Here is a 19,888-nt window from a genome sequence, read left to right on the forward strand (position 1 = left end):
CATTCCCCTCGTTGAATTCGGTAGGAAACTACCGGAACCGACGAAGGGATCAAGATCAAAATGCCCGATGCGAAGCACGGCCTTGAAGAACGGCTCTCTTTTCTATGTCAGATCAGACTATAGTCTGAATTATAGTCGAGGGCATTTAGGGGCCGGCGGCTGGCGACCTTTCGATAAGGGCAAGATCGCTGCGCGGGCTTACACGTGTTGCTCGATCACATCACAATGACGCGGGTGCCGACCTTTACGCGGTTGTAGAGATCGGTGACATCTTCGTTGCGCAGGCGGATGCAGCCGGAGGAAACGGCGTTGCCGATGGTCCAGGGCGCATTGGTGCCGTGGATGCGATAGAGCGTGGAGCCGAGATACATGGCGCGCGCACCGAGCGGATTGGCTTCGCCACCTTCCATGTGAGCGGGAAGATAGTGCCCCTTGGCCGCTTCGCGTGCGATCATTTCCGATGGCGGCGTCCAGTCCGGCCATTCCTGCTTGCGGGTAACGGTGTGGGCGCCGGCCCATTCGAAGCCGGGCTTGCCGACGCCGACGCCATAGCGGCGCGCCTTGCCGCCGTCCATCACCAGATAGAGAAAACGGTTATTGGTGTCGATGACGATGCTGCCGGGTCTTTCCTTCGTCTGGTAGTCGACGATCTGCGGCAGGAATTGCGGGTCGATCTGGCCACGGATTGCCGGATACTGCGGACGGGCCATGGCAACCTGCTGCACGGCAGGGCGCGCAAACAAACCGCGCGGCTGCACGACCCGGCGTACCTGCGGATTGACCTGCTGCTCCATTCTGGGATCGGCCGCGCGGCGCGCCATCGGGCGGGGATAGACGACCGGTTGAACATTGCCGCCGCCAAGCTGCATCACCCAGGGCGCGGTCAGATCGGGACTGACGATGACGGGCGGGCGCGACTGGTAACGGTCGTTGGCAAAGGCGGTGGAGGCAAGCAGGCTCAGGGCGCCGGCGGCACACAGAACGGCATGTTTCATCATCGGACAAACTCTCTACACATGGGCCGAGGATGGGCGCGAAGGCACCCGGTCGAAACCATGGTGCCACTTGCACGCGAGCGAATGGTAAACATCTATTCATCAAAATGCCGCGAAGCCGATAAAGCTTTATCAGGGTTACCGCCTGGTTTGGAAAGATGGTTTGCAAGTGGTAAATCTGGAATCGGAATGCGCGATCGTCGAAATGTGCTTACGATTTTAAGCGTTTGATTGATCTGGTTTTATCCGATATTTGCATACCGGTTTCCGGTAGCGCGCGCTGAAATAGGGACGAATCGCGAAAATGGCCGATACGGGCATCATCACCGGTGAAGACGGCAGAGACCGATGCTTCTGGCACGGCAATTTGCCGGAATACCAGCGCTATCACGACGCGGAATGGGGTCGCCCGGTTGTCGACGACATCAGGCTCTTCGAGAAGATCTGCCTGGAAGGCTTCCAATCGGGCCTCTCCTGGCTGACGATCCTGCGCAAGCGCGAGAATTTCCGCGCCGCTTTTGCCGGTTTCGATTTCGAGAAGGTCGCCAGATTTGGCGATGCCGATATCGAGCGCTGCCTCGGCGATGCCGGCATCATCCGCCATCGCGGCAAGATCGTCTCCACCATCAACAATGCCAACCGCGCCATTGAGCTGCGCGGCGAATTCGGATCGCTGGCCCGCTATTTCTGGAGCCACGAGCCGACCGCCGCCGAACGCCCGGAGGTCTTCGATCTTGCGCATCTTCGCGCCAATCCGACGACGCCGGCTTCCGTGCGGATTTCGAAGGATCTGAAGAAGCGCGGCTGGACCTTCGTCGGCCCGACCACAGTTTATGCCTTCATGCAGGCCATGGGCCTCGTCAACGATCACATCGAAGGCTGCTATTGCCGGAAAGAGGTGGAGGCGATGCGCTGCGCATTGGTTCGGCCATGAGAGGCGTGTTTTTCGGCCTTCCCATGGCAATGCTCGCGCTGTTCGGCGGTGTCGCCGCCCAGGCGCAAAGCGACACCCAGCAACAGCAGCTGCCGCAGCTCGACCGCGGCGAAAAAGTCGAGAAGCTCGGCTTTCCCGCCGTCCTCGAAAAGCTGACGGGCTGGACGAAATTCGGCAAGGGCAAGGTTTATACGCTGCCGCTCAAGAAGGGTCAGCATGTGCGGATCACCTTCAGCTCGAAGAGCAAATACGCCTATATGGCGATCTTCGACCTGTCGTCGAGCGAGGACGAATCCTTCTTCGGCACGGACGAGGACGGCAATACCGCCGACGTGACCGTCAACGAGGATACGACCTGGCTGATCAAGCCCTATTATTCGCGCGTCACGCGTCGTCGTGGTCTCGGCGCGCCTTACGAGATCCTCATCGATCCCAATCCGCCGGCCGCGCAGACACCGGCCGATCAGCAGAAGGATCAGGGGCCGATGCTCTTCCCGCCGCGCTCCAAGCAGGGACAGTAGAGCCGTTCCAGGAAAAGCGCGTCGCGTCTTTCCGCTCGGAACTGCGAAACAACTGAGAGCTTACGACAGCGCGTCGAGCACGCCGCGCAGCTCGCCGAGATGGCCGATCTTGCGGAAACGCGGCGCTTCGGTCGGCTCCTCCACATGTTCGAAGGACCATGTGAGCTCGTGCGGCACGAAGACGCCGTAGCTTCCGGCGGCGAGCGCCGGCACGATATCCGATTTCAGCGAGTTGCCGATCATCATCGCCCGTTCCGGCCCGTCGCCCACCTTGGAAAAAATGCGGCGATAGGTGGAGGCGTTCTTGTCCGAGACGATTTCGACCGCATCGAAGAGGTCGCCGAGTCCAGACTGGGCGAGCTTGCGTTCCTGATCGAAGAGATCGCCCTTGGTGATCAGCACCAGCAGGTATTTTCCGGACAGGGTTTCCAGTGTCTGGCGCACATGCGGCAGCGTTTCGACGGGATGGGCGAGAAGGTCGCGGCCGATATCGAGGATCTGGGCGATGACGGTCGAGGGCACTTCACCTTCCGTAATCTCGATCGCCGTCTCGATCATCGAGAGGGTGAAGCCTTTGATGCCGAAGCCGTAGTGCCTGAGGTTGCGTTTTTCCGCCTCCAGCAGCCGCGCGGCAATGACGTCGCCTGCGGCGTGATCGGCGAGAAGTTCGGTAAATTGCAGCTCCGTCAGCCGGTAGAACTGTTCGTTCTGCCAGAGCGTGTCGTCGGCATCGAAGCCGATCGTGGTTAGGGGACGTTGCGTCATCAGTATGTCCGTTCTGCGCATGGTATGACAGTATGAGTCTATCCCGCGGCGGACCGGAAGCAAGAGCGCGCGCCGGTAACCGCATCGTGATCGACGGGAGGTCTCGCGTTGAAAACGGTTTCCGGTGCATTATGTGCTTGTTGTCTCGATTGCCGCGGAGCCAGAGCCGGGCCTTGACGACTCTCTCGTGACCTCTCCAGGGCGCCGCCGCTAGCGACTGCCATGCCGAGGCCAATCCATAGCCAAAAGATAAGCGTTCACGGCCGGAAGCGTCTTCCGGCTGATCACAAGGGAATTTCTCCTATGCGTTACAATCAACTCGGCAATACCGGGCTGTTCGTTTCCGAACTTTGCCTGGGCACGATGACCTTTGGCGAAGCCAATCCCAATAGTCCCTGGGGATCGATCGCGGACGTCGACCAGGTGCTGGCGGACAAGATCGTCGAAAATTCGCTCGCGGCCGGCATCAATTTCATCGACACCGCCGACGTCTATTCCTTCGGCAATTCCGAAAAGCTGCTCGGCCAGGCCCTGAAGAACCTCGGCGTTCCCCGCAAGGATGTCGTCATCGCCACCAAGGTCTATGGCGTCATGGGCGACAAGCCGAACGACCGCGGCGCCTCGCGCGGCCATATCATGGATTCGGTGCAGGCAAGCCTCGACCGCCTGCAGACCGATCACATCGATCTCTATCAGATCCACGGCACGGACACGGTAACCCCGATTGATGAGACCCTGCGGGCGCTGGACGATCTCGTTTCGCGCGGTCTGGTACGCTATGTCGGCGTTTCCAACTGGCAGGCCTGGCGCATCGCCAAGGCACTCGGCATTTCCGAACGTCGCGGCTTCGTCCGCTTCGAGACGGTGCAGGCCTATTATTCCATCGCCGGCCGCGATCTGGAGCGTGAAATCGTGCCACTGATGGCTGAAGAAAAGCTCGGGCTCATGGTCTGGTCGCCACTGGCGGGCGGTCTGCTCTCGGGCAAGTACGGTCCGGGCGCTCCCGGCAATGGCGAGGGTCGGCGTGCGAGCTTCGATTTCCCGCCCGTCGACAAGGATCGCGCCTGGGCCTGCGTCGCCGCCATGCGCGAAGTGGCGGAGAAACATGGCTCCAGCGTTGCCACCGTGGCGCTTGCCTGGATCCTCGCGAAACCCTTCGTCACCAGCATCATCATCGGCGCCAAGCGCCTCGACCAGCTCGACCAGAACTTGGCCGCCGTCAAGCTGAAGCTCGATGCCGGTGACATTGCAAAGCTAGATGACGTCAGCGCGCTTCCGGCCGAATATCCCGGCTGGATGCTGGCCCGCCAGGGCGCACAGCGCGTACCGCAGCCGTTCGAGCCGAAGGCCTGATTCATGAAAGGCCGGGCCGCCGCTTTTCGCAGCGGCCCGGCTTCGGTCAAAGCTCGATGACGATCTTGCCGAAGGGGCCGCGATCGAGATGATCGAAGGCGGCCGGAACCTCGCCGAGCGCATAGCGGTGGTCGATGACCGGCTTTAGGCCGATGCTGTCGACCGCGCGTACGAAATCTTCGAGCGAGCGGCGATGGCCGACGCTGATGCCTTGCACGACGGGTGATTTCAGCAACATCGGCGCCGCCGGACCGGAAATATCGAAGCCCTCGAGGACACCGATGACGGAGATCCGGCCGTGAGGCGTCACCGCCTTCAGCGATTGGCCAAAGTTCGGCCCGCCGGCGATTTCCACGATGTGGTCGATGCCGCGATCGTTGGTAAGGCGATAGACCTCTTCCACCCAGTCGTTCTTATTGCGATCGATGCCGTGATGAGCTCCAAGCGCCTTGGCCCGTGCGAGCTTCTCCTGCCCCGACGAGGTTACGAAAACCTCGGCGCCCTGTGCAACGGCAATCTGCAGACCGAACAGCGCCACGCCGCCCGTTCCCTGCACCAGCACGCTGTCGCCGGGCTTGATCTTGCCGCGCTCCACCAGCGCGAACCATGCGGTCAGGCCGGCACAGGGCAGCGTGCTTGCCTCGGCATAGTCGAGGGTCGTCGGCGCCGATACGAGCCAATCCTGCGGCATGGCGATATATTCGCAAAGCACGCCGGGATAAAAGCCTCCCAGCGTCTTGTAGGGTGGGTTGCGGGCATCGCCGAGCGGCTTGTCGTCGATCCAGCCGGGATGGAAGGTTGAAATCACTCGATCGCCGACAGCAAATCTGGTCACGTCGTCTCCCACTGCTTCGATCACGCCAGCCATATCGGAAGCCGGTACGAACGGAAATTGGAGCGGCAGCCCCATGCCGGTCTCCCGAACGAGCTTGTCGCGATAGTTCAGCGAAACGGCCTTGACCCGCACGAGCACTTCGCCGCGCGCAGGCGCGGGAACGACCGTTTCCGTGAGGGCCAAGGGAGCGCCGACGCCGACCGCCTCGAGGGTCCAGCGCTTCATGGTTTTCGTCATCATGATCTCCTGAAAGGAATTGAAAGCGATAGACGCACTATATCGTTGCTTTCAGGTCGCCAGTGACGATATTATTTCCGCTAACTGGTTCCCTTTAGGAAACAATCGTTATGAACGACATGCTCAACGGCATTCCGGAATTTGTGGAGGCGGTCGAAGCCGGTGGCTTTTCAGCGGCGGCGGTGCGCATGAATCTCTCGCGCTCTGCGATCGGCAAGACCATCGCCAAATTGGAGCGGCGCCTGAACGTGCGCCTGTTTCACCGCACCACCCGGATGCAGAGCCTGACGGACGAGGGGCAAGCCTTTTACGAACGCTGCCGGCGGGCACTGGACGAGATACAATCGGGCGAGGCCATGCTGGAATCGGGCAAGCGCGAGGTCACGGGACGCCTGCGCATTTCCATGCCCGTGCTCTTCGGCCGTCGTTGTGCAGCACCGCTGCTACTGGAACTGGCCCGCATGCATCCCAAGCTGGAGCTGGATCTCTCCTTCAGCGATCGGGTGGTCGATCTCTTCGACGAGGGGTTCGATCTGGCCGTTCGCAACGGCGTTCTGCGCGACGAGGCGGGCCTGGCCGCCCGCAGGATTGCAGCGCATCGCATGACGCTGTGTGCCTCGCCGGAGTATCTGGCCGCGAGAGGCGCGCCGCAGACCATTGCCGACCTCGATGGCCACGACCTGATCGTCTATGCGCGGTCCGGCGAGACGAAAAAGTGGACCTTCCTGCAGGATGACGGCACGGCGATCGATTATTTTCCCGAAACGCGGCTGCGACTTGATGATCTCGAAGTCATGGCGGACGCCGCCGCGTCGGGAATGGGGATCACCTGGCTGCCTTGCTGGCTGGTGCGCGATTACGTTTATGCCGGCACACTCGCCCAGGCGTTGAAGAATGTTTCCAGCCGGGCGGTCAACGTCTATGCGGTCTGGCCGCAGGTGCCGCAGCTCTCGCTGAAGATGCGTGCGGTCATCGATCTACTGGCCGCGCGCCTGCCTGACATCATGAATTGAGCCTATCAGTCTTCCCCGCGGGTGAAAGGAGGACGCCGTCGGCGAAGACCTGATCCCATTGGAACACCTGCACGGATTTGCGCAGTCCGGCCGCCCAGAATGGGTCTTCCTTCACCAGCCGGTCGACGTCACGTGTGGTCTCCGCTTCGACAAGCCATAGGCCACCGGCAAAGGTTTCGTCCTCCCGGCCGAGCGGGCCTGCCGTTCTGATCGAAACGGCGTTCACCTGAAGGAAGGCGAAGTGGCGTTGCAGATAGTCCTTGCGGATCGCGGCGGCGTTTTGCCGGTCGTCCTCAAACAGAACCGCGAATAGGGTCATCGTCACCTCCTTGCTGTATATTTCCACTCTATGGCCGCAATAATGCGGATACACGCAGTAAGTTTGCCGTTAGGAGCTGCAAAATTGCACGATATTGATTGGAACGATCTGCGCCATCTTCTGGCGCTTGCGCGTGGCGGATCCTTCGCAGCCGCCGGCAGGGCGCTAGGCACGGATGCGACGACAGTCGGCCGCCGTCTGCGCATTTTGGAGAAACGCCTTGGCACTCCGCTATTCTCGCGCGCCGCAAGCGGTGTCCTGTCACCGACGCCGACAGGTGAGATCGCGGTGGCGAAAGCCGAGGCGATCGAGGCCGAGGTAATGGCACTCTCAGGTGCGTTGGACGCGGCCGATCCGATGGCGCTCGGCAAGGTACGTCTTACGGCAGCGCCATCCTTCATCAGCAGGCTGCTGATCCCCTCGCTGCCCAGCCTGCTGGCCCAGCATTCCAGCCTGCAACTGGAGCTCATCGGCGATCCCAGAAATTTTAACCTGACCCGGCGCGAGGCGGATATGGCTTTGCGCCTCGCAAGGCCAGCCGACATGACGAATGGCAGGGTGGTCGCGAGACGGATCGCGACACTGGACTATGCCGTCTACGTCGCCGCCGGGCAGGAGAGCCACGCGGAAGACTTGCCCTGGATCGTCTATGAGGAGGCGATGGTGCATTTGCCGCATGCCCGTTGGATTGCGGCACAGGCGGAGAAATCAGGCCGTTCCAGCCCGCTTGCGGTCAACGATGCCGAAGCTCTGCTTCAGGCAGCGGTTGCGGGATTGGGGCGCGCGCTCCTGCCGAAAATCCTCGCAGAGAATGCCAGCGGGCTCCGCCGCGTCGATAGCGGCGAGAGAAATCCGCCGGTGCGCGAGATGTGGCTGCTCATGCATGCCGAGCTTCGTCAGCTCGTCCGTATCCGCGCCGTTTCCGATTGGCTGGATGGAGTCTTCCACAATCGGCATACGGAGCGATGAAAGAGGCGGGCACAATGCCGCCTCCCATTTATCGGATGAATTACTTGCTGTGCTTCTTCAGCCAGGCTTTCATTTCCTTGATCTCGGCTTCCTGTGCGGTGATGACGCCTTGCGCCAGCTTGCGCAGCTCGGGATCTTTGCCGTATTTCAGCTCGATCTTCGCCATGTCGATCGCGCCCTGATGATGCGGGATCATGCCGCGGACGAAATCCGCATCCGCGTCGCCGCTGTAGTTGATCATCATGTCCTTGTGCATCTTGCCCATGGCATCGTTGAAGGCCTTGCTGGAGGCGCCTTGGTCGCCCATTGGCTTGCTCATGTCCATGCCCTTCATGTCGTCGGCAAAGGCGGGAAGGGCGAGGGCAAAGGCGAATGCGCCGGCGAGCATCAGCGATTTTGAAGTAGACATAGATATTCTCTCCGTTTCCTAACGGTATCTGGATTTGAGCGGAAAGCCGCTCGTGAAATGAAAGAAGATGATCGTCAGGCGAAACGGGGCGGCGGTGGCGTCGGCTGCGGCCGGGAGTCGGCAAGACGCTGGCCCGGCGCAGGTGCCGGATACGAGAATGCGTTCGTGGCGTCTTCGATCGCAAGTGTCGGCGTCAGTGCAAGACAGGCGGCGCAAGACGCCACATGGGCCATGCCGCCGGCGCAAGGGTTCTCCGGCTTCTTCTCCTGATGCTGCGCCATGTCGCCATGGCTCGCCATGCCAGGCATATCGGCCATGCCATGCATGCTCATGGGCGATGCCGCCGGCATTGCTGTGATGGAATCGCAGATGGGACAATTCGCCAGCGCCGGCATGGCACCGTAGAACATCCAGGCAATTACCATCGTCAGGATCGCAAGCGAGCGCATGCCGCTAACATAGGATGAAGTGTGGCCATCGCCAACCCGCTGTTGGCGATCATTATCGCAAAATCGAAGCCTGCATTTAACGATAGATATCGCGGCGGTTCCCGATTTCGATAACCAGCACAACCAGACGACTGTCCTGCAGGTCGCAGATAATGCGGTAATCGCCGATCCGATAACGCCAATAATTTCCCAATCGCGCGCCCTGCAGGGCATCGCCTACTTGACGAGGATCATGCAAGCTTGGAAGACGCTCTTCAAGAAAGCCTCTTATTCTGTTGCGTGTCTTTGGATCGAGTTTTTCGACGAACTTGCGAGCGGATCGCGCATATTCAACCGTCCAGGCCTCGCCAGAATTCCTCGGAGCTTACGACCTCGTCTTCACCATTCTTGATCCGCTCCATGGCTCGTTCTGCAAGGTAAAGGTCTTCCAGGTCATCCAGATGTGCCTCGATGGCCTGACGAATATAGAAAGTTGCGGTGCGGCCCGTTCGCTCGGCCAGAACTTGCAGGCGTTCGTAGGTTTCATCCGGCAAACGGATGGCTGTTTGTTTGCTCATCGAGGTGGCTCTGAGAGAGACGGGATACGTGTATCCCAAATATAGATCTTCTTTGCCCATCTGTCATCCGCGGTTTGTCAGTTTTGTCAAATGACAATCATACAATCCTTGCCGCATTCCGCCCAATCCGCTAGTTAACCGCGACTGTTCCCGTACTGGATTACCCTACAGATGAGCGACAAACAAAAGAAACCGCAGAAGCTCAAGGCCCGCCTGCCGCGCGGCTTTGTCGATCGTTCGGCCAGCGACATCCGCGCCGTTAACGAAATGACCGCAAAGATCCGGGCCGTGTTTGAGCATTATGGTTTCGATCCTATCGAAACTCCGCTGTTCGAATATACCGATGCGCTCGGCAAGTTTCTGCCCGACAGCGACCGGCCGAACGAAGGCGTGTTCTCGCTTCAGGATGACGACGAGCAGTGGATGTCGCTGCGCTACGACCTGACGGCGCCGCTCGCCCGTCATGTCGCCGAGAATTTCAACGAGATTCAGCTTCCCTACCGCACCTATCGCGCCGGCTATGTCTTCCGCAACGAGAAGCCAGGCCCGGGCCGCTTCCGCCAGTTCATGCAGTTCGACGCCGATACCGTCGGCGCGCCCGGCGTGCAGGCGGATGCCGAAATGTGCATGATGATGGCCGATACGCTGGAGGCTTTGGGCATCAAGCGCGGCGACTATGTGGTCCGCGTCAACAACCGCAAGGTTCTCGACGGTGTGTTGGAGGCGATCGGCCTTGGCGGCGATGACAAGGCCGCTCAGCGGCTGAACGTGCTCCGCGCCATCGATAAGCTCGACAAGTTCGGTCCGGAAGGCGTAGCGCTGCTGCTCGGTCCCGGCCGCAAGGACGAGTCCGGCGACTTCACCAAGGGTGCCGGCCTCAACGCCGATCAGATCGAGAAGGTGCTCTTCTTCGTCGGCATCAAGGACTACGCCGAAAGTGCCGCCCAGCTTGCCGAGCTTGTCGCCGGTACGTCCAAAGGTGGCGAAGGCGTCGAGGAACTGAATTTCATCGGCAGCCTCGTCACCAGCGCCGGCTACGAAGCAGATCGCATCAAAATCGACCCGTCCGTCGTGCGTGGTCTCGAATATTACACCGGCCCGGTCTACGAAGCCGAGCTGCTGTTCGACGTCACCAACGAGAAGGGCGAGAAGGTCGTCTTCGGTTCGGTCGGTGGCGGCGGCCGTTATGACGGGCTCGTCTCGCGCTTCATGGGCCAGCCGGTGCCGGCCACCGGCTTTTCCATCGGCGTGTCGCGCCTGATGACGGCGCTGAAGAATCTGGGCAAGCTCGGCATGGACGAAGTGATCGAGCCCGTGCTGGTCACAGTTATGGATGGCGATGTCGACGCCATGGGGCGCTACCAGCGTTTCACGCAGCAGCTGCGCGCTGCCGGCATTCGCGCCGAGATGTACCAGGGCAACTGGAAGAAATTCGGCAACCAGCTGAAATATGCCGATCGCCGTGGTTGCCCGATCGCCATCATCCAGGGCGGCGACGAGCGCGCTGAGGGCGTCGTCCAGATCAAGGACCTGATCGAGGGCAAGCGCCTCTCCGGCGAGATCGAGGACAATGCCAGCTGGCGGGAAGCCCGGGTAGCGCAGGAAACCGTGCTGGAAGCGGAATTGATCGAGAAGGTCAAAGCTATCTTGGCGGCGCAGGCGGAAGACCGGAAGAGGGCGGGCTGATGCCCCTGATCAATCTTCCGGATTTTGCCGGCGATCTGCTGGACGAGTTCACGGGGCGCCGGACGGAGAGGGTGGATATGCCCATCATCCAGCCGGCCGAGCCCTTTCTCGATATGGCCGGCGAGGATCTTCGCCGCCGCATCTTCATGACAGAGAGCGAAACCGGCGCCAGCCTCTGCCTGCGTCCGGAGTTCACGATCCCGGTCTGTCTGCGCCATATCGAAACCGCGACCGGTACGCCGAAGCGCTATTCCTATCTCGGCGAGATCTTTCGCCAGCGCCGCGAAGGCGGCCATGAGTTCTACCAGGCCGGTATCGAGGATCTCGGCGATGGCGATACGGCAAGCGCCGACGCCCGCGCCATCGGCGACGCCATCGGTATCCTGAACCGGCTGGTCCCCGGCAAACCGCTTTCCGTCACGCTGGGCGATCAGGCCGTGTTCGAAGCCGTGGTACAGGCGCTCGGGCTGCCGTCTGGCTGGCAGAAGCGCCTGATCCACGCCTTCGGCAACATGATGCAGCTCGAAACCATGCTGGCGCATCTCGCAAGCCCGCAGCCGGTCACCGGGCTCGATGCGCATGTGCTCGATTTCCTGAGCCGCGGCGACGAGCAGGGGCTGGTCAAGCATATCGATGCCACCATGCAAGTTACCGGCTATTCCACCAATGCCAGCCGCTCGCCGCAGGAAATCGCCCGCCGCCTTCGTGAGAAGCTGGTCCTGTCGGAAACCCGGCTCGATGACGCTGCCTATGGTGTGCTGGAGGAGTTTCTCTCTCTGAGCGTGCCGCTGGCGGACGCCTCCGCCGCATTGGCCGGCTTTGCCGACGCGGCAGGCTTAAAGCTCGGCAAGGCTTTGGAAAGCTTCGATGCGCGCGTCAAAGCGCTGGCCAAGGCTGGCGTCGATGCCTCGAAGATAGACTATCGCGCCGCTTTCGGCCGTCCGCTTGATTACTATACCGGCCTCGTCTTTGAAGTGACGATGGAAGGATCGAGCGCGGTGCTAGCCGGTGGCGGCCGCTTCGATAGGCTGATGACCCTGCTCGGCGCCAAGAACCATATTCCGGCCGTCGGCTTCGCGCTCTGGCTCGACCGCATCGAAACCGCGAGGGCTGGCTGATGACCATCACCATTGCGCTTCCCTCGAAGGGCCGGATGAAGGACGATTGTTCGGCTGTTTTCGAGCGTGCCGGCATGCCGATCGTCGCCGTCGGCAATGACCGCTCCTATCGCGGCCGTGTCGAAGGCTTGGAAGGCATCGAGATTGCCTTCCTGTCGGCCTCGGAAATTTCGCGAGAGATCGGCAATGGCAGCGTCGATTTCGGCATTACCGGCGAAGATCTCGTGCGCGAGGGTATGGCGGAGGCCGACCGCCGTGTCGAATTCTGCGCAAGGCTTGGCTTCGGCAATGCCGATGTCGTCGTCGCGGTGCCGGACATCTGGCTTGACGTCGACACCATGGCCGATCTCGGCGATGTCGCCGCCGATTTCCGCGCCCGTCATGGCCGCAGGCTGACGGTCGCGACGAAATACTGGCGGCTGACGCAGCAGTTCTTTTCGAGCCAGCACGGCATCCAGCTCTATCGTATCGTCGAAAGCCTCGGCGCCACGGAAGGTGCACCTGCAGCCGGTTCTGCCGATATCATCGTCGACATCACCTCCACCGGCTCGACCCTGCGGGCGAACCATCTGAAAGTCCTGTCGGATGGGATCATCCTGCGTTCGGAGGCTTGCCTGGTGCGCGCCCGCAAGGAAAGCCACGAGGGCGATCCAATGGTTGAGCGCATCATTTCGGCGGTGCGCAGCGCGCTCTGACCTTTCAGTTTCCCATTCACGCAAAGAGGCCCGCCGGAAACCCGGCGGGCCTTTTGTCTTGGGGTATGCTTTGATCAGGCGGCGGCGTAGGCACCGCGGCGTGCATCAACCGAGTAGACGCCTGCGCCGTTGGTGGCGAGCATGATGTAGGCGCCGGCAAGCGTGACGTTCTTCAGGAAGTTGACGAAGTTCAGGCCGTTGATCCAGCCGTTGGCCGCAGCCGGGAAGTCCGGAACGTTGACCGTCGGCAGATGGAAGACGATGCCGGTGAAGACGCAGAATGCGGCGAGCAGCCAGCCGACGATGCGGACCTGGAAGCCGATGAGAACGCAGACGCCGGTGATGAATTCAAAGGCGCCGGCGAGATAGGTGAGAAGCGTCGAGGCGGGCATGCCGGCACCGGCGATCATGCCGGCGGTGCCGGACGGATCGGTCAGCTTGCCGAAGCCGGCGAAGATGAACATGAAAGCGAGCAGAATGCGCGCCACGAGAATGATGATGTTGTTGGTATTGGACATGAGGATCTCCAGTAAATTCAGTTCGGATCGGGTGGCGGCAATTTCTGGAGGCAGATATCCTTGATTTTCCCTAGATTGAAAAGATAAACAACTGCGCACAATTAGTTCACAATCATTGAACAATGACGCCGCTCGAACGCTCTTCCCATCGGCTCCATATCGGCTATGGTGGCGCGAATTTATCCACAAAATCATGATCTTTGGAAGGAAATCCCATGGCCGATCTCTCCTCGTTTCCGATCACGAAGCGCTGGCCAGCCAGCAATCCCGATATCATCCAGCTCTATTCGCTGCCGACGCCGAACGGCGTCAAGGTTTCGATCGCGCTCGAGGAACTTGGCCTGCCCTATGAGCCGCATCTGGTTTCCTTCGGCACCAATGATCAGAAGTCGCCGGAATTCGTTTCGCTGAATCCGAACGGCCGCATTCCCGCGATCATCGATCCCAATGGTCCCGATGGCAAACCGATCGGCCTGTTCGAATCGGGCGCGATCCTGGTCTATCTCGCGGAAAAGACCGGCAAGCTCATTCCGAGCGATGCGGCCGGGCGCTACGAGACGCTGGAATGGGTCTTCTTCCAGATGGCCGGTGTCGGACCGATGTTCGGTCAGTTCGGCCATTTCTTCAAATTCGCGGCCGAAAAGGTTGCCAACAACTCCTATCCGGTCGAGCGTTACCGCGATGAGGCCAAGCGCCTGCTGAGTGTGCTGGAAGGTCGCCTGCAGGGACGTCAGTGGATCATGGGCGATGAATATACCATTGCCGACATCACCACCTTCCCGTGGGTCCGCGGCGTCGATGTCTTTTATGGCGGCCGTGAAGTCCTTGAACTCGAGAGCTTCCCCTCGGTCATGAGCTGGCTTGATCGCGCTCTCGCGCGTCCAGCAAGCCAGCGCGGCCTTAATATTCCGAAGCGGGATTGATTGGTCCTTCCCGGCTCGACAAGTCAGGTAAGTCCTTTTCGCTAGCGCCTACGTACGTGGCCCCTCACCCCAGCCCTCTCCCCGTAAACGGGGTGAGGGGGCGGGTTCGCTTTCAGCGGCGTAGGCATCGATTTTGGAAAAGGAGACTCCCTCTCTCCGCTTGCGGAGAGAGGGCTGGGGTGAGGGGCCAGGTACAAAAGTGCGGCGATAATGGACTCGCCTGACCATCGTCTGCAGTCGTTTTTACTGCCGGCTCGCCAACTGGCTGCCCGGCTCCGGCTTGAAGCGTGGAAACAGAAAGACGCCGATCATGCTGCCGGTGTGTTGACCATCCGCGGCAACGGATTCGCCGACGCAAAAGATCGGCTGGCGGTGGCCGCCGGCGGCAAGCGTCGTGGTGGAATAGCAGAAAGAGGAATTGGTGGTTGCCGCCTGTTCGAACAGATCGAGGATGCGCGCGCGATCATGCGTGTCATAGCAATGCATCAGGCTCAGGAGGCCGCATTCCGAAGAACTCAGGCCATGCAGCATCGTGCTCCATTGCCCGAGCTTGATGATGCCGCTCGACAGATCACCCGTCCAGCCCTCGGAACGCAGAACTGCGCGAGCAGGTCAGGATTGTGACCGTCAAACTCCAGCGAGCCCGGCGCAAACGGCGCGGCAAAATTGGCCTTGGCAATCTTGAACAAGATGATCCCCACTTGAGTGCATGGTCCTCCCGCGCTTCATCCAAATTCCCATGCATCTTCCGGATGGAATGTCTTCCCGCATGCCGTGCTTCATGAAAAAACAGGGTATTCGGCTCCACTCATTCCGTTTTCCGCCATGCTTCTTCCGGACCGTCGACTCCACCCATGAAGTCATTTCAAGTAAAAAATCCGGACGCCCGTCAATTCTCAAGGTCATGACCACGCGCGGGCGCTGGTTAACCGTGCCGAAAATAAGTAAAATTTGCGTGCATTGCAGCTAACCCTCTAAAATCGCTGCGCTGGGATTTATAGGAGCTTTTTCAAAAACGGCAATGGGGCAATTTGCATAAATTTGCGCTCCGCGAAACTTGTTAGTCCCATGCCGAAACCATAGGCGCCCAATAAAAAGGGCGACCCGAGGGCCGCCCTTCGTCAATTCCGGATATCGGAATGAAGACTAGTAATAAGGCAGAGGCCTTATCACATCATGTCCATGCCGCCACTTCAGGCCGCTTGGCGGCCTGAAGCATCAAAGATGCATGGGCGAAGCTTTATGGACATTCCTGTGATCAGGCTGTTAGCCTATCACATCATGTCCATGCCGCCCATGCCGCCCATGCCGCCCGGCATGCCGCCAGGAGCATCCTTCTTCGGCAGTTCGGCGATCATGGCTTCGGTGGTGATCAGCAGCGAGGCAACCGAAGCTGCGTCCTGCAGAGCCGTGCGAACGACCTTCACCGGGTCGACGATGCCCATGGCGATCATGTCGCCGTAGACGCCCGTCTGAGCGTTGTAGCCCCAGTTGTCTTCGTTCTTGTCGAGGATCTTGCCGACAACGATGGAGGCTTCGTCACCAGCGTTTTCAGCGATCTGGCGGCAAGGAGCCTGCAGAGCGCGGCGAACGATGTTGACGCCGGCTTCCTGGTCGTCGTTTTCACCCTTGACGGTGATCTTGACGGAGGAGCGCAGCAGAGCCGTGCCGCCGCCCGGTACGATGCCTTCCTGAACAGCAGCGCGCGTCGCGTTGAGAGCGTCGTCGATACGGTCCTTCTTTTCCTTGACTTCAACTTCCGTCGAGCCGCCGACGCGGATAACGGCAACACCGCCAGCGAGCTTGGCAAGGCGTTCCTGCAGCTTTTCGCGGTCGTAGTCGGAGGTGGTTTCTTCGATCTGAGCCTTGATCTGAGCTACGCGGCCTTCGATGTCGGACTTGGCGCCGGCGCCGTCGACGATCGTGGTGTTTTCCTTGGAGATCGAAACCTTCTTGGAACGGCCGAGCATGTCGAGGGTAACGGACTCGAGCTTGATGCCGAGGTCTTCGGAGATGACAGTGCCGCCCGTCAGGATGGCGATGTCTTCCAGCATGGCCTTGCGGCGATCGCCGAAGCCAGGAGCCTTGACGGCAGCGATCTTCAGGCCACCGCGCAGCTTGTTGACGACGAGGGTCGCAAGAGCTTCGCCTTCGACGTCTTCAGCGATGATCAGGAGCGGCTTGCCGGTCTGAACGACGGCTTCGAGAACCGGGAGCATCGCCTGCAGGTTCGAGAGCTTCTTCTCGTGCAGGAGGATGAACACGTCTTCGAGGTCGGCGATCATCTTTTCCGGGTTGGTCACGAAGTAGGGGCTGAGGTAGCCACGGTCGAACTGCATGCCTTCGACGACTTCGAGTTCGGTTTCGGCGGTCTTGGCTTCTTCAACCGTGATGACGCCTTCGTTGCCGACCTTCTGCATGGCTTCGGCAATATCGAGACCGATCTGCTTTTCGCCGTTTGCGGAGATCGTGCCGACCTGTGCGACTTCTTCCGACGTGTTGATCTTCTTGGCCTTGGCCTGGAGATCCTTGACGACTTCAGCAACGGCGAGATCGATGCCGCGCTTCAGGTCCATCGGGTTCATGCCGGCTGCAACGGCCTTGGCGCCTTCGCGAACGATGGCCTGGGCGAGAACGGTTGCGGTCGTGGTGCCGTCGCCGGCGATGTCGTTGGTCTTCGAAGCAACTTCGCGGACCATCTGGGCGCCCATGTTTTCGAACTTGTCTTCGAGTTCGATTTCCTTGGCGACGGTGACGCCGTCCTTGGTGATGCGCGGAGCGCCGAAGGACTTGTCGATGACGACATTACGACCCTTCGGGCCGAGCGTGACCTTCACTGCGTCAGCGAGGATGTCGACGCCACGAAGCATCTTTTCGCGGGCGCTGCGGCCGAATTTTACTTCTTTAGCTGCCATTGTTTGAACTCCTGAATTCGCGTTTTCCGGGCTTTAAGGCCCGTCAGCTGTATCGGAAAGGGAACCGGCTGGATTAGCCGATGATGCCCATGATGTCGGCTTCCTTCATGATCAGAAGGTCTTCGCCGTTGAGCTTGACTTCGGTGCCGGACCACTTGCCGAACAGAACGCGATCGCCAACCTTGACGTCGAGTGCTACGACCTTGCCGGATTCATCACGAGCGCCGGAGCCGATGGCGACGATTTCGCCTTCCTGCGGCTTTTCCTTAGCGGTATCGGGAATGATGATGCCACCCTTGGTCTTTTCTTCCGACTCGACGCGACGAACGACGACACGGTCATGAAGGGGGCGGAAATTGGTGCTTGCCATTGTCTAATCCCTCGATCAAATGACATTCACGGATCAGCGGGGGATCCGTATGGGCTTTGTTAGCACTCATCATCTGAGAGTGCTAGCGAGGGTGATTTAGGGGTGGCTACCAAACGAGTCAAGAACAGCACTGTGAATTTTTTGCGGCGCCTATCGGCTTGTTTCGGGGATGATTAACGCCCATGGCGATGCCGCGTAACATGTTGTTGCAAAGATTCCCTTATTTTGATCTTGTGCAGAAGGGCATGGTAACGCCTTTTCTGGAGCATCGTGCCGCTACCCTCGCTACGTCATTCTGCCGCTCGCCGACCTTGTCCATGCCCGCTCTTCGGGCCTTGTGCGACGCAAAAACCTTGTGCGCCGCTCTTGTAATTTGCCGGCTGGTTTGCGATGTCAGCCCGTGATTTATTTGGCGCGAGGACGGCATGGGCAAACGGATCGAAAGCTTTCGCGACATCGGCGAACTTTATGATGTGGCGCTCTGCGACGTCTGGGGCGTGCTCCACAATGGTGTCGCCGCTTATAGGGAAGCTTCGGTTGCGCTCGAAGCGGCGCGCGCCTCTGGACTGACGGTCGTCCTCATCACCAATTCTCCGCGCGTCGCTCTTAAAGTTGTCGAGCAGCTGCGCGCGATCGGTGTTCCCGACAGCGTTTATGATCGCATTATAACCTCAGGCGATGTCACTCGCAGGCTGATTGCCGAGGGGCCGAAGAAGGTATTCCTGCTCGGACCGGAGCGCGATATCGGCATCCTCGAAGACCTTGATGTTGAGCGTGTCGACGCCGGCGAGGCGGAAAGCATCGTCTGCACCGGTTTCTTCGATGACGAGACCGAAACGCCCGACGACTACACCGACATGCTGACGGCTTGGTCCGCCCGCAAGGTGCCGATGATCTGCGCCAATCCGGATCTCGTGGTCGAGCGTGGCCACCGGATGATCCCCTGCGCCGGCGCCATGGCTGCCTATTACGAGCGGCTCGGGGGTGAGACGCGCATCGCCGGCAAGCCGCACCAGCCGATCTATGATGCAGCGCTCGCCGCGGCCCGCGAAGTGCGCAGTGAATTCCCGCTGTCCCGCGTGGTCGCGATCGGCGACGGCATGCCGACCGACGTGCGTGGCGCGCTCGATTATGGCCTCGATCTCCTTTATATCAGCCATGGCATCCACGCCCGCGAATATGTCGTCGAGGGCCATACGGATGAGGCCGCTCTCGGCGCCTTCCTGGCGCGCGAGCAAGCTTCGCCGAAGTGGTGGATGCCGCGCCTTGTCTGAGGAGAGTGGCAGACGATGACCGTTTTCCATCGCAACGAGACCCGCGAGCCGCTTCCCGATGCCTTGAAGGGCGGTGTGGTCGCCATCGGCAATTTCGATGGTGTGCATCGTGGCCACCAGTCCGTGCTCACACGCGCACTGGAGATCGCCAGGGAACGCGGCATTCCAGCGCTCGTGCTGACCTTCGAGCCGCATCCGCGCACCATATTCAAGCCCGAGCAGCCGGTCTTTCGGCTGACACCGGCACCATTGAGAGCGCGTCTCCTGGAAGCGCTCGGCTTCAACGCCGTCATCGAATATCCCTTTGACCGTGCCTTCTCGCAGCGTTCGGCGGATGAATTCGTCCATTCGATCCTGATCGACTGGCTGCATGCCTCCGAAGTCGTCACCGGTTTCGATTTCCATTTCGGCCACGATCGCCAGGGCGGTCCGGCCTTCCTCATGAACGCCGGCAGCCATAACGGCTTCGGCGTGACGCTCATCGATGCCTTCCGCGATGAAAATACCGAGGTCATCTCGTCGAGCCGTATCCGCACACTGCTGGCCGAAGGCGATGTCGCCCAGGCCGCAGGCTTGCTTGGATATCGCTTCACTGTCGAGGCGCCCGTCATCGGCGGCGAGAAGCTGGGTCGGACGCTCGGCTTTCCCACGGCAAACATGCAGCTTCCATCGGAAATATCGCTGAGATCGGGCATCTATGCCGTGCGCTTCCGCACGGCCGATGGTGTCATCCGTAATGCCGTTGCCAGCTACGGACGCCGCCCGACGGTAACAGACAATGGCGCGCCGCTGCTCGAGACCTTCGTCTTCGATTTCAGTGGCGATCTCTACGGCCAGATCTGCTCCGTCTCCTTCTTTGGTTACCTCCGCCCCGAGCTGAAGTTCGATGGCCTGGACCCGTTGGTCGCGCAGATCCGCAAGGACGAGGAAGAGGCGCGGGCGCTGCTCGCCGGCGTTCAGCCGCTAAGCGATCTCGATCGCGTCATCGCGTTCGACTGATTTTATTCGGCATGCTGCGCGCGGAGATTGCGGC

General features: G+C 60.4%; 21 protein-coding genes and 2 pseudogenes. 11 read left to right on the forward strand and 12 right to left on the reverse strand.

Annotation, left to right across the window (positions count from 1 at the left end):
• Positions 1-215: 215 nt before the first annotated feature.
• The gene (locus HGP12_RS20325) at positions 216-998 is read right to left on the reverse strand and encodes a L,D-transpeptidase (RefSeq protein WP_168840918.1); all 783 of its coding nucleotides are present in this window, start codon (positions 996-998) and stop codon (positions 216-218) included.
• A gap of 301 nt (positions 999-1,299) precedes the next feature.
• Between HGP12_RS20325 and HGP12_RS20330 the strand changes: the two genes are divergently transcribed.
• Both HGP12_RS20330 and HGP12_RS20335 read left to right on the forward strand, forming a co-directional pair.
• The gene (locus HGP12_RS20330; RefSeq protein WP_168840917.1) at positions 1,300-1,929 is read left to right on the forward strand and encodes a DNA-3-methyladenine glycosylase I; all 630 of its coding nucleotides are present in this window, start codon (positions 1,300-1,302) and stop codon (positions 1,927-1,929) included.
• A 29-nt stretch (positions 1,930-1,958) separates the two neighbouring features.
• Positions 1,959-2,450 (forward strand): hypothetical protein, encoded by a 492-nt coding sequence (locus HGP12_RS20335; RefSeq protein WP_246703497.1) that lies wholly within the window; start codon positions 1,959-1,961, stop codon positions 2,448-2,450.
• A gap of 60 nt (positions 2,451-2,510) precedes the next feature.
• Here the strand turns inward: HGP12_RS20335 and HGP12_RS20340 are convergent, their stop codons facing one another.
• On the reverse strand, positions 2,511-3,215 hold the full coding sequence (locus HGP12_RS20340) for an HAD family hydrolase (RefSeq protein ID WP_168840915.1): 705 nt from the start codon (positions 3,213-3,215) through the stop codon (positions 2,511-2,513).
• Between the two features lie 303 nt (positions 3,216-3,518).
• Here HGP12_RS20340 and HGP12_RS20345 point away from each other — a divergent pair, with 303 nt between their 5' ends.
• Positions 3,519-4,568, forward strand: coding sequence for an aldo/keto reductase (locus HGP12_RS20345; RefSeq protein ID WP_168840914.1), 1,050 nt, complete (start codon positions 3,519-3,521; stop codon positions 4,566-4,568).
• A 46-nt stretch (positions 4,569-4,614) separates the two neighbouring features.
• Here HGP12_RS20345 and HGP12_RS20350 read toward each other — a convergent pair whose 3' ends face one another.
• Positions 4,615-5,640, reverse strand: a complete 1,026-nt coding sequence (locus tag HGP12_RS20350; RefSeq protein WP_168841104.1) for an NAD(P)-dependent alcohol dehydrogenase — start codon at positions 5,638-5,640, stop codon at positions 4,615-4,617.
• A gap of 110 nt (positions 5,641-5,750) precedes the next feature.
• On the opposite strand from HGP12_RS20350, the gene HGP12_RS20355 reads away from it, so the two are divergent.
• On the forward strand, positions 5,751-6,653 hold the full coding sequence (locus HGP12_RS20355) for a LysR family transcriptional regulator (RefSeq protein ID WP_168840913.1): 903 nt from the start codon (positions 5,751-5,753) through the stop codon (positions 6,651-6,653).
• Here HGP12_RS20355 and HGP12_RS20360 read toward each other — a convergent pair.
• A complete protein-coding gene (locus tag HGP12_RS20360) occupies positions 6,643-6,972 on the reverse strand; it encodes a YciI family protein (RefSeq protein WP_168840912.1) in 330 nt (109 codons plus the stop codon). The two genes, HGP12_RS20355 and HGP12_RS20360, sit on opposite strands and share 11 nt — an antisense overlap.
• 84 nt (positions 6,973-7,056) lie before the next feature.
• Between HGP12_RS20360 and HGP12_RS20365 the strand changes: the two genes are divergently transcribed.
• Positions 7,057-7,941, forward strand: a complete 885-nt coding sequence (locus HGP12_RS20365; RefSeq protein ID WP_246703491.1) for a LysR family transcriptional regulator — start codon at positions 7,057-7,059, stop codon at positions 7,939-7,941.
• 40 nt (positions 7,942-7,981) lie between these two features.
• Here HGP12_RS20365 and HGP12_RS20370 read toward each other — a convergent pair whose 3' ends face one another.
• From HGP12_RS20370 to HGP12_RS20385, 4 genes and pseudogenes are all read right to left on the reverse strand, one after another.
• Positions 7,982-8,350, reverse strand: a complete 369-nt coding sequence (locus HGP12_RS20370; RefSeq protein WP_168840910.1) for a DUF305 domain-containing protein — start codon at positions 8,348-8,350, stop codon at positions 7,982-7,984.
• Positions 8,351-8,424: 74 nt separating this feature from the next.
• Entirely contained in the window at positions 8,425-8,799 is a 375-nt protein-coding gene (locus HGP12_RS20375; protein ID WP_168840909.1) for a hypothetical protein, read from the reverse strand.
• A gap of 76 nt (positions 8,800-8,875) precedes the next feature.
• Positions 8,876-9,139 (reverse strand): annotated as a pseudogene (locus HGP12_RS20380) (type II toxin-antitoxin system RelE family toxin); the annotation flags it as partial.
• Positions 9,129-9,356 carry a DUF6290 family protein gene (locus HGP12_RS20385; protein ID WP_168841103.1) on the reverse strand — a complete coding sequence of 76 codons (228 nt, stop codon included), beginning with the start codon at positions 9,354-9,356 and terminating at the stop codon, positions 9,129-9,131. The gene HGP12_RS20385 and the pseudogene HGP12_RS20380, both read right to left, overlap by 11 nt.
• A 171-nt stretch (positions 9,357-9,527) precedes the next feature.
• Between HGP12_RS20385 and hisS the strand changes: the two genes are divergently transcribed.
• The 3 genes from hisS to hisG are packed head-to-tail and all read left to right on the forward strand — an operon-like array spanning position 9,528 to position 12,855.
• Positions 9,528-11,042 (forward strand): histidine--tRNA ligase, encoded by a 1,515-nt coding sequence (hisS, locus tag HGP12_RS20390; RefSeq protein ID WP_168840908.1) that lies wholly within the window; start codon positions 9,528-9,530, stop codon positions 11,040-11,042.
• Positions 11,042-12,160 (forward strand): ATP phosphoribosyltransferase regulatory subunit, encoded by a 1,119-nt coding sequence (locus HGP12_RS20395; protein WP_168840907.1) that lies wholly within the window; start codon positions 11,042-11,044, stop codon positions 12,158-12,160. The genes hisS and HGP12_RS20395 overlap by 1 nt, the downstream gene beginning before the upstream one ends.
• Positions 12,160-12,855 (forward strand): ATP phosphoribosyltransferase, encoded by a 696-nt coding sequence (hisG, locus tag HGP12_RS20400; protein ID WP_168840906.1) that lies wholly within the window; start codon positions 12,160-12,162, stop codon positions 12,853-12,855. Before HGP12_RS20395 ends, hisG begins: the two co-directional genes overlap by 1 nt.
• Positions 12,856-12,929: 74 nt before the next feature.
• On the opposite strand, the gene HGP12_RS20405 is transcribed toward hisG, so the two are convergent.
• Positions 12,930-13,373, reverse strand: a complete 444-nt coding sequence (locus HGP12_RS20405) for a DoxX family protein (protein WP_168840905.1) — start codon at positions 13,371-13,373, stop codon at positions 12,930-12,932.
• Between the two features lie 215 nt (positions 13,374-13,588).
• Here HGP12_RS20405 and HGP12_RS20410 point away from each other — a divergent pair, with 215 nt between their 5' ends.
• Positions 13,589-14,296, forward strand: a complete 708-nt coding sequence (locus tag HGP12_RS20410; protein WP_168840904.1) for a glutathione binding-like protein — start codon at positions 13,589-13,591, stop codon at positions 14,294-14,296.
• Between the two features lie 243 nt (positions 14,297-14,539).
• Here HGP12_RS20410 and HGP12_RS20415 read toward each other — a convergent pair.
• From HGP12_RS20415 to groES, 3 genes and pseudogenes are all read right to left on the reverse strand, one after another.
• Positions 14,540-14,985, reverse strand: a pseudogene (locus HGP12_RS20415) (hypothetical protein).
• Positions 14,986-15,570: 585 nt separating this feature from the next.
• Positions 15,571-17,211 carry a chaperonin GroEL gene (gene groL, locus HGP12_RS20420; RefSeq protein WP_168840903.1) on the reverse strand — a complete coding sequence of 547 codons (1,641 nt, stop codon included), beginning with the start codon at positions 17,209-17,211 and terminating at the stop codon, positions 15,571-15,573.
• A gap of 73 nt (positions 17,212-17,284) precedes the next feature.
• Positions 17,285-17,581: a co-chaperone GroES gene (gene groES / locus HGP12_RS20425; RefSeq protein WP_069612395.1), complete on the reverse strand. Its 297-nt coding sequence runs from the start codon at positions 17,579-17,581 to the stop codon at positions 17,285-17,287.
• A 425-nt stretch (positions 17,582-18,006) separates the two neighbouring features.
• Here groES and HGP12_RS20430 point away from each other — a divergent pair, with 425 nt between their 5' ends.
• Positions 18,007-18,855, forward strand: coding sequence for a TIGR01459 family HAD-type hydrolase (locus tag HGP12_RS20430; protein ID WP_168840902.1), 849 nt, complete (start codon positions 18,007-18,009; stop codon positions 18,853-18,855).
• Positions 18,856-18,870: 15 nt separating this feature from the next.
• Entirely contained in the window at positions 18,871-19,854 is a 984-nt protein-coding gene (locus HGP12_RS20435; protein ID WP_168840901.1) for a bifunctional riboflavin kinase/FAD synthetase, read from the forward strand.
• Positions 19,855-19,888: the final 34 nt, after the last annotated feature.

Origin of the sequence: Rhizobium sp. P28RR-XV, from assembly GCF_012641385.1 — a bacterium.
GTDB lineage: Bacteria > Pseudomonadota > Alphaproteobacteria > Rhizobiales > Rhizobiaceae > Rhizobium.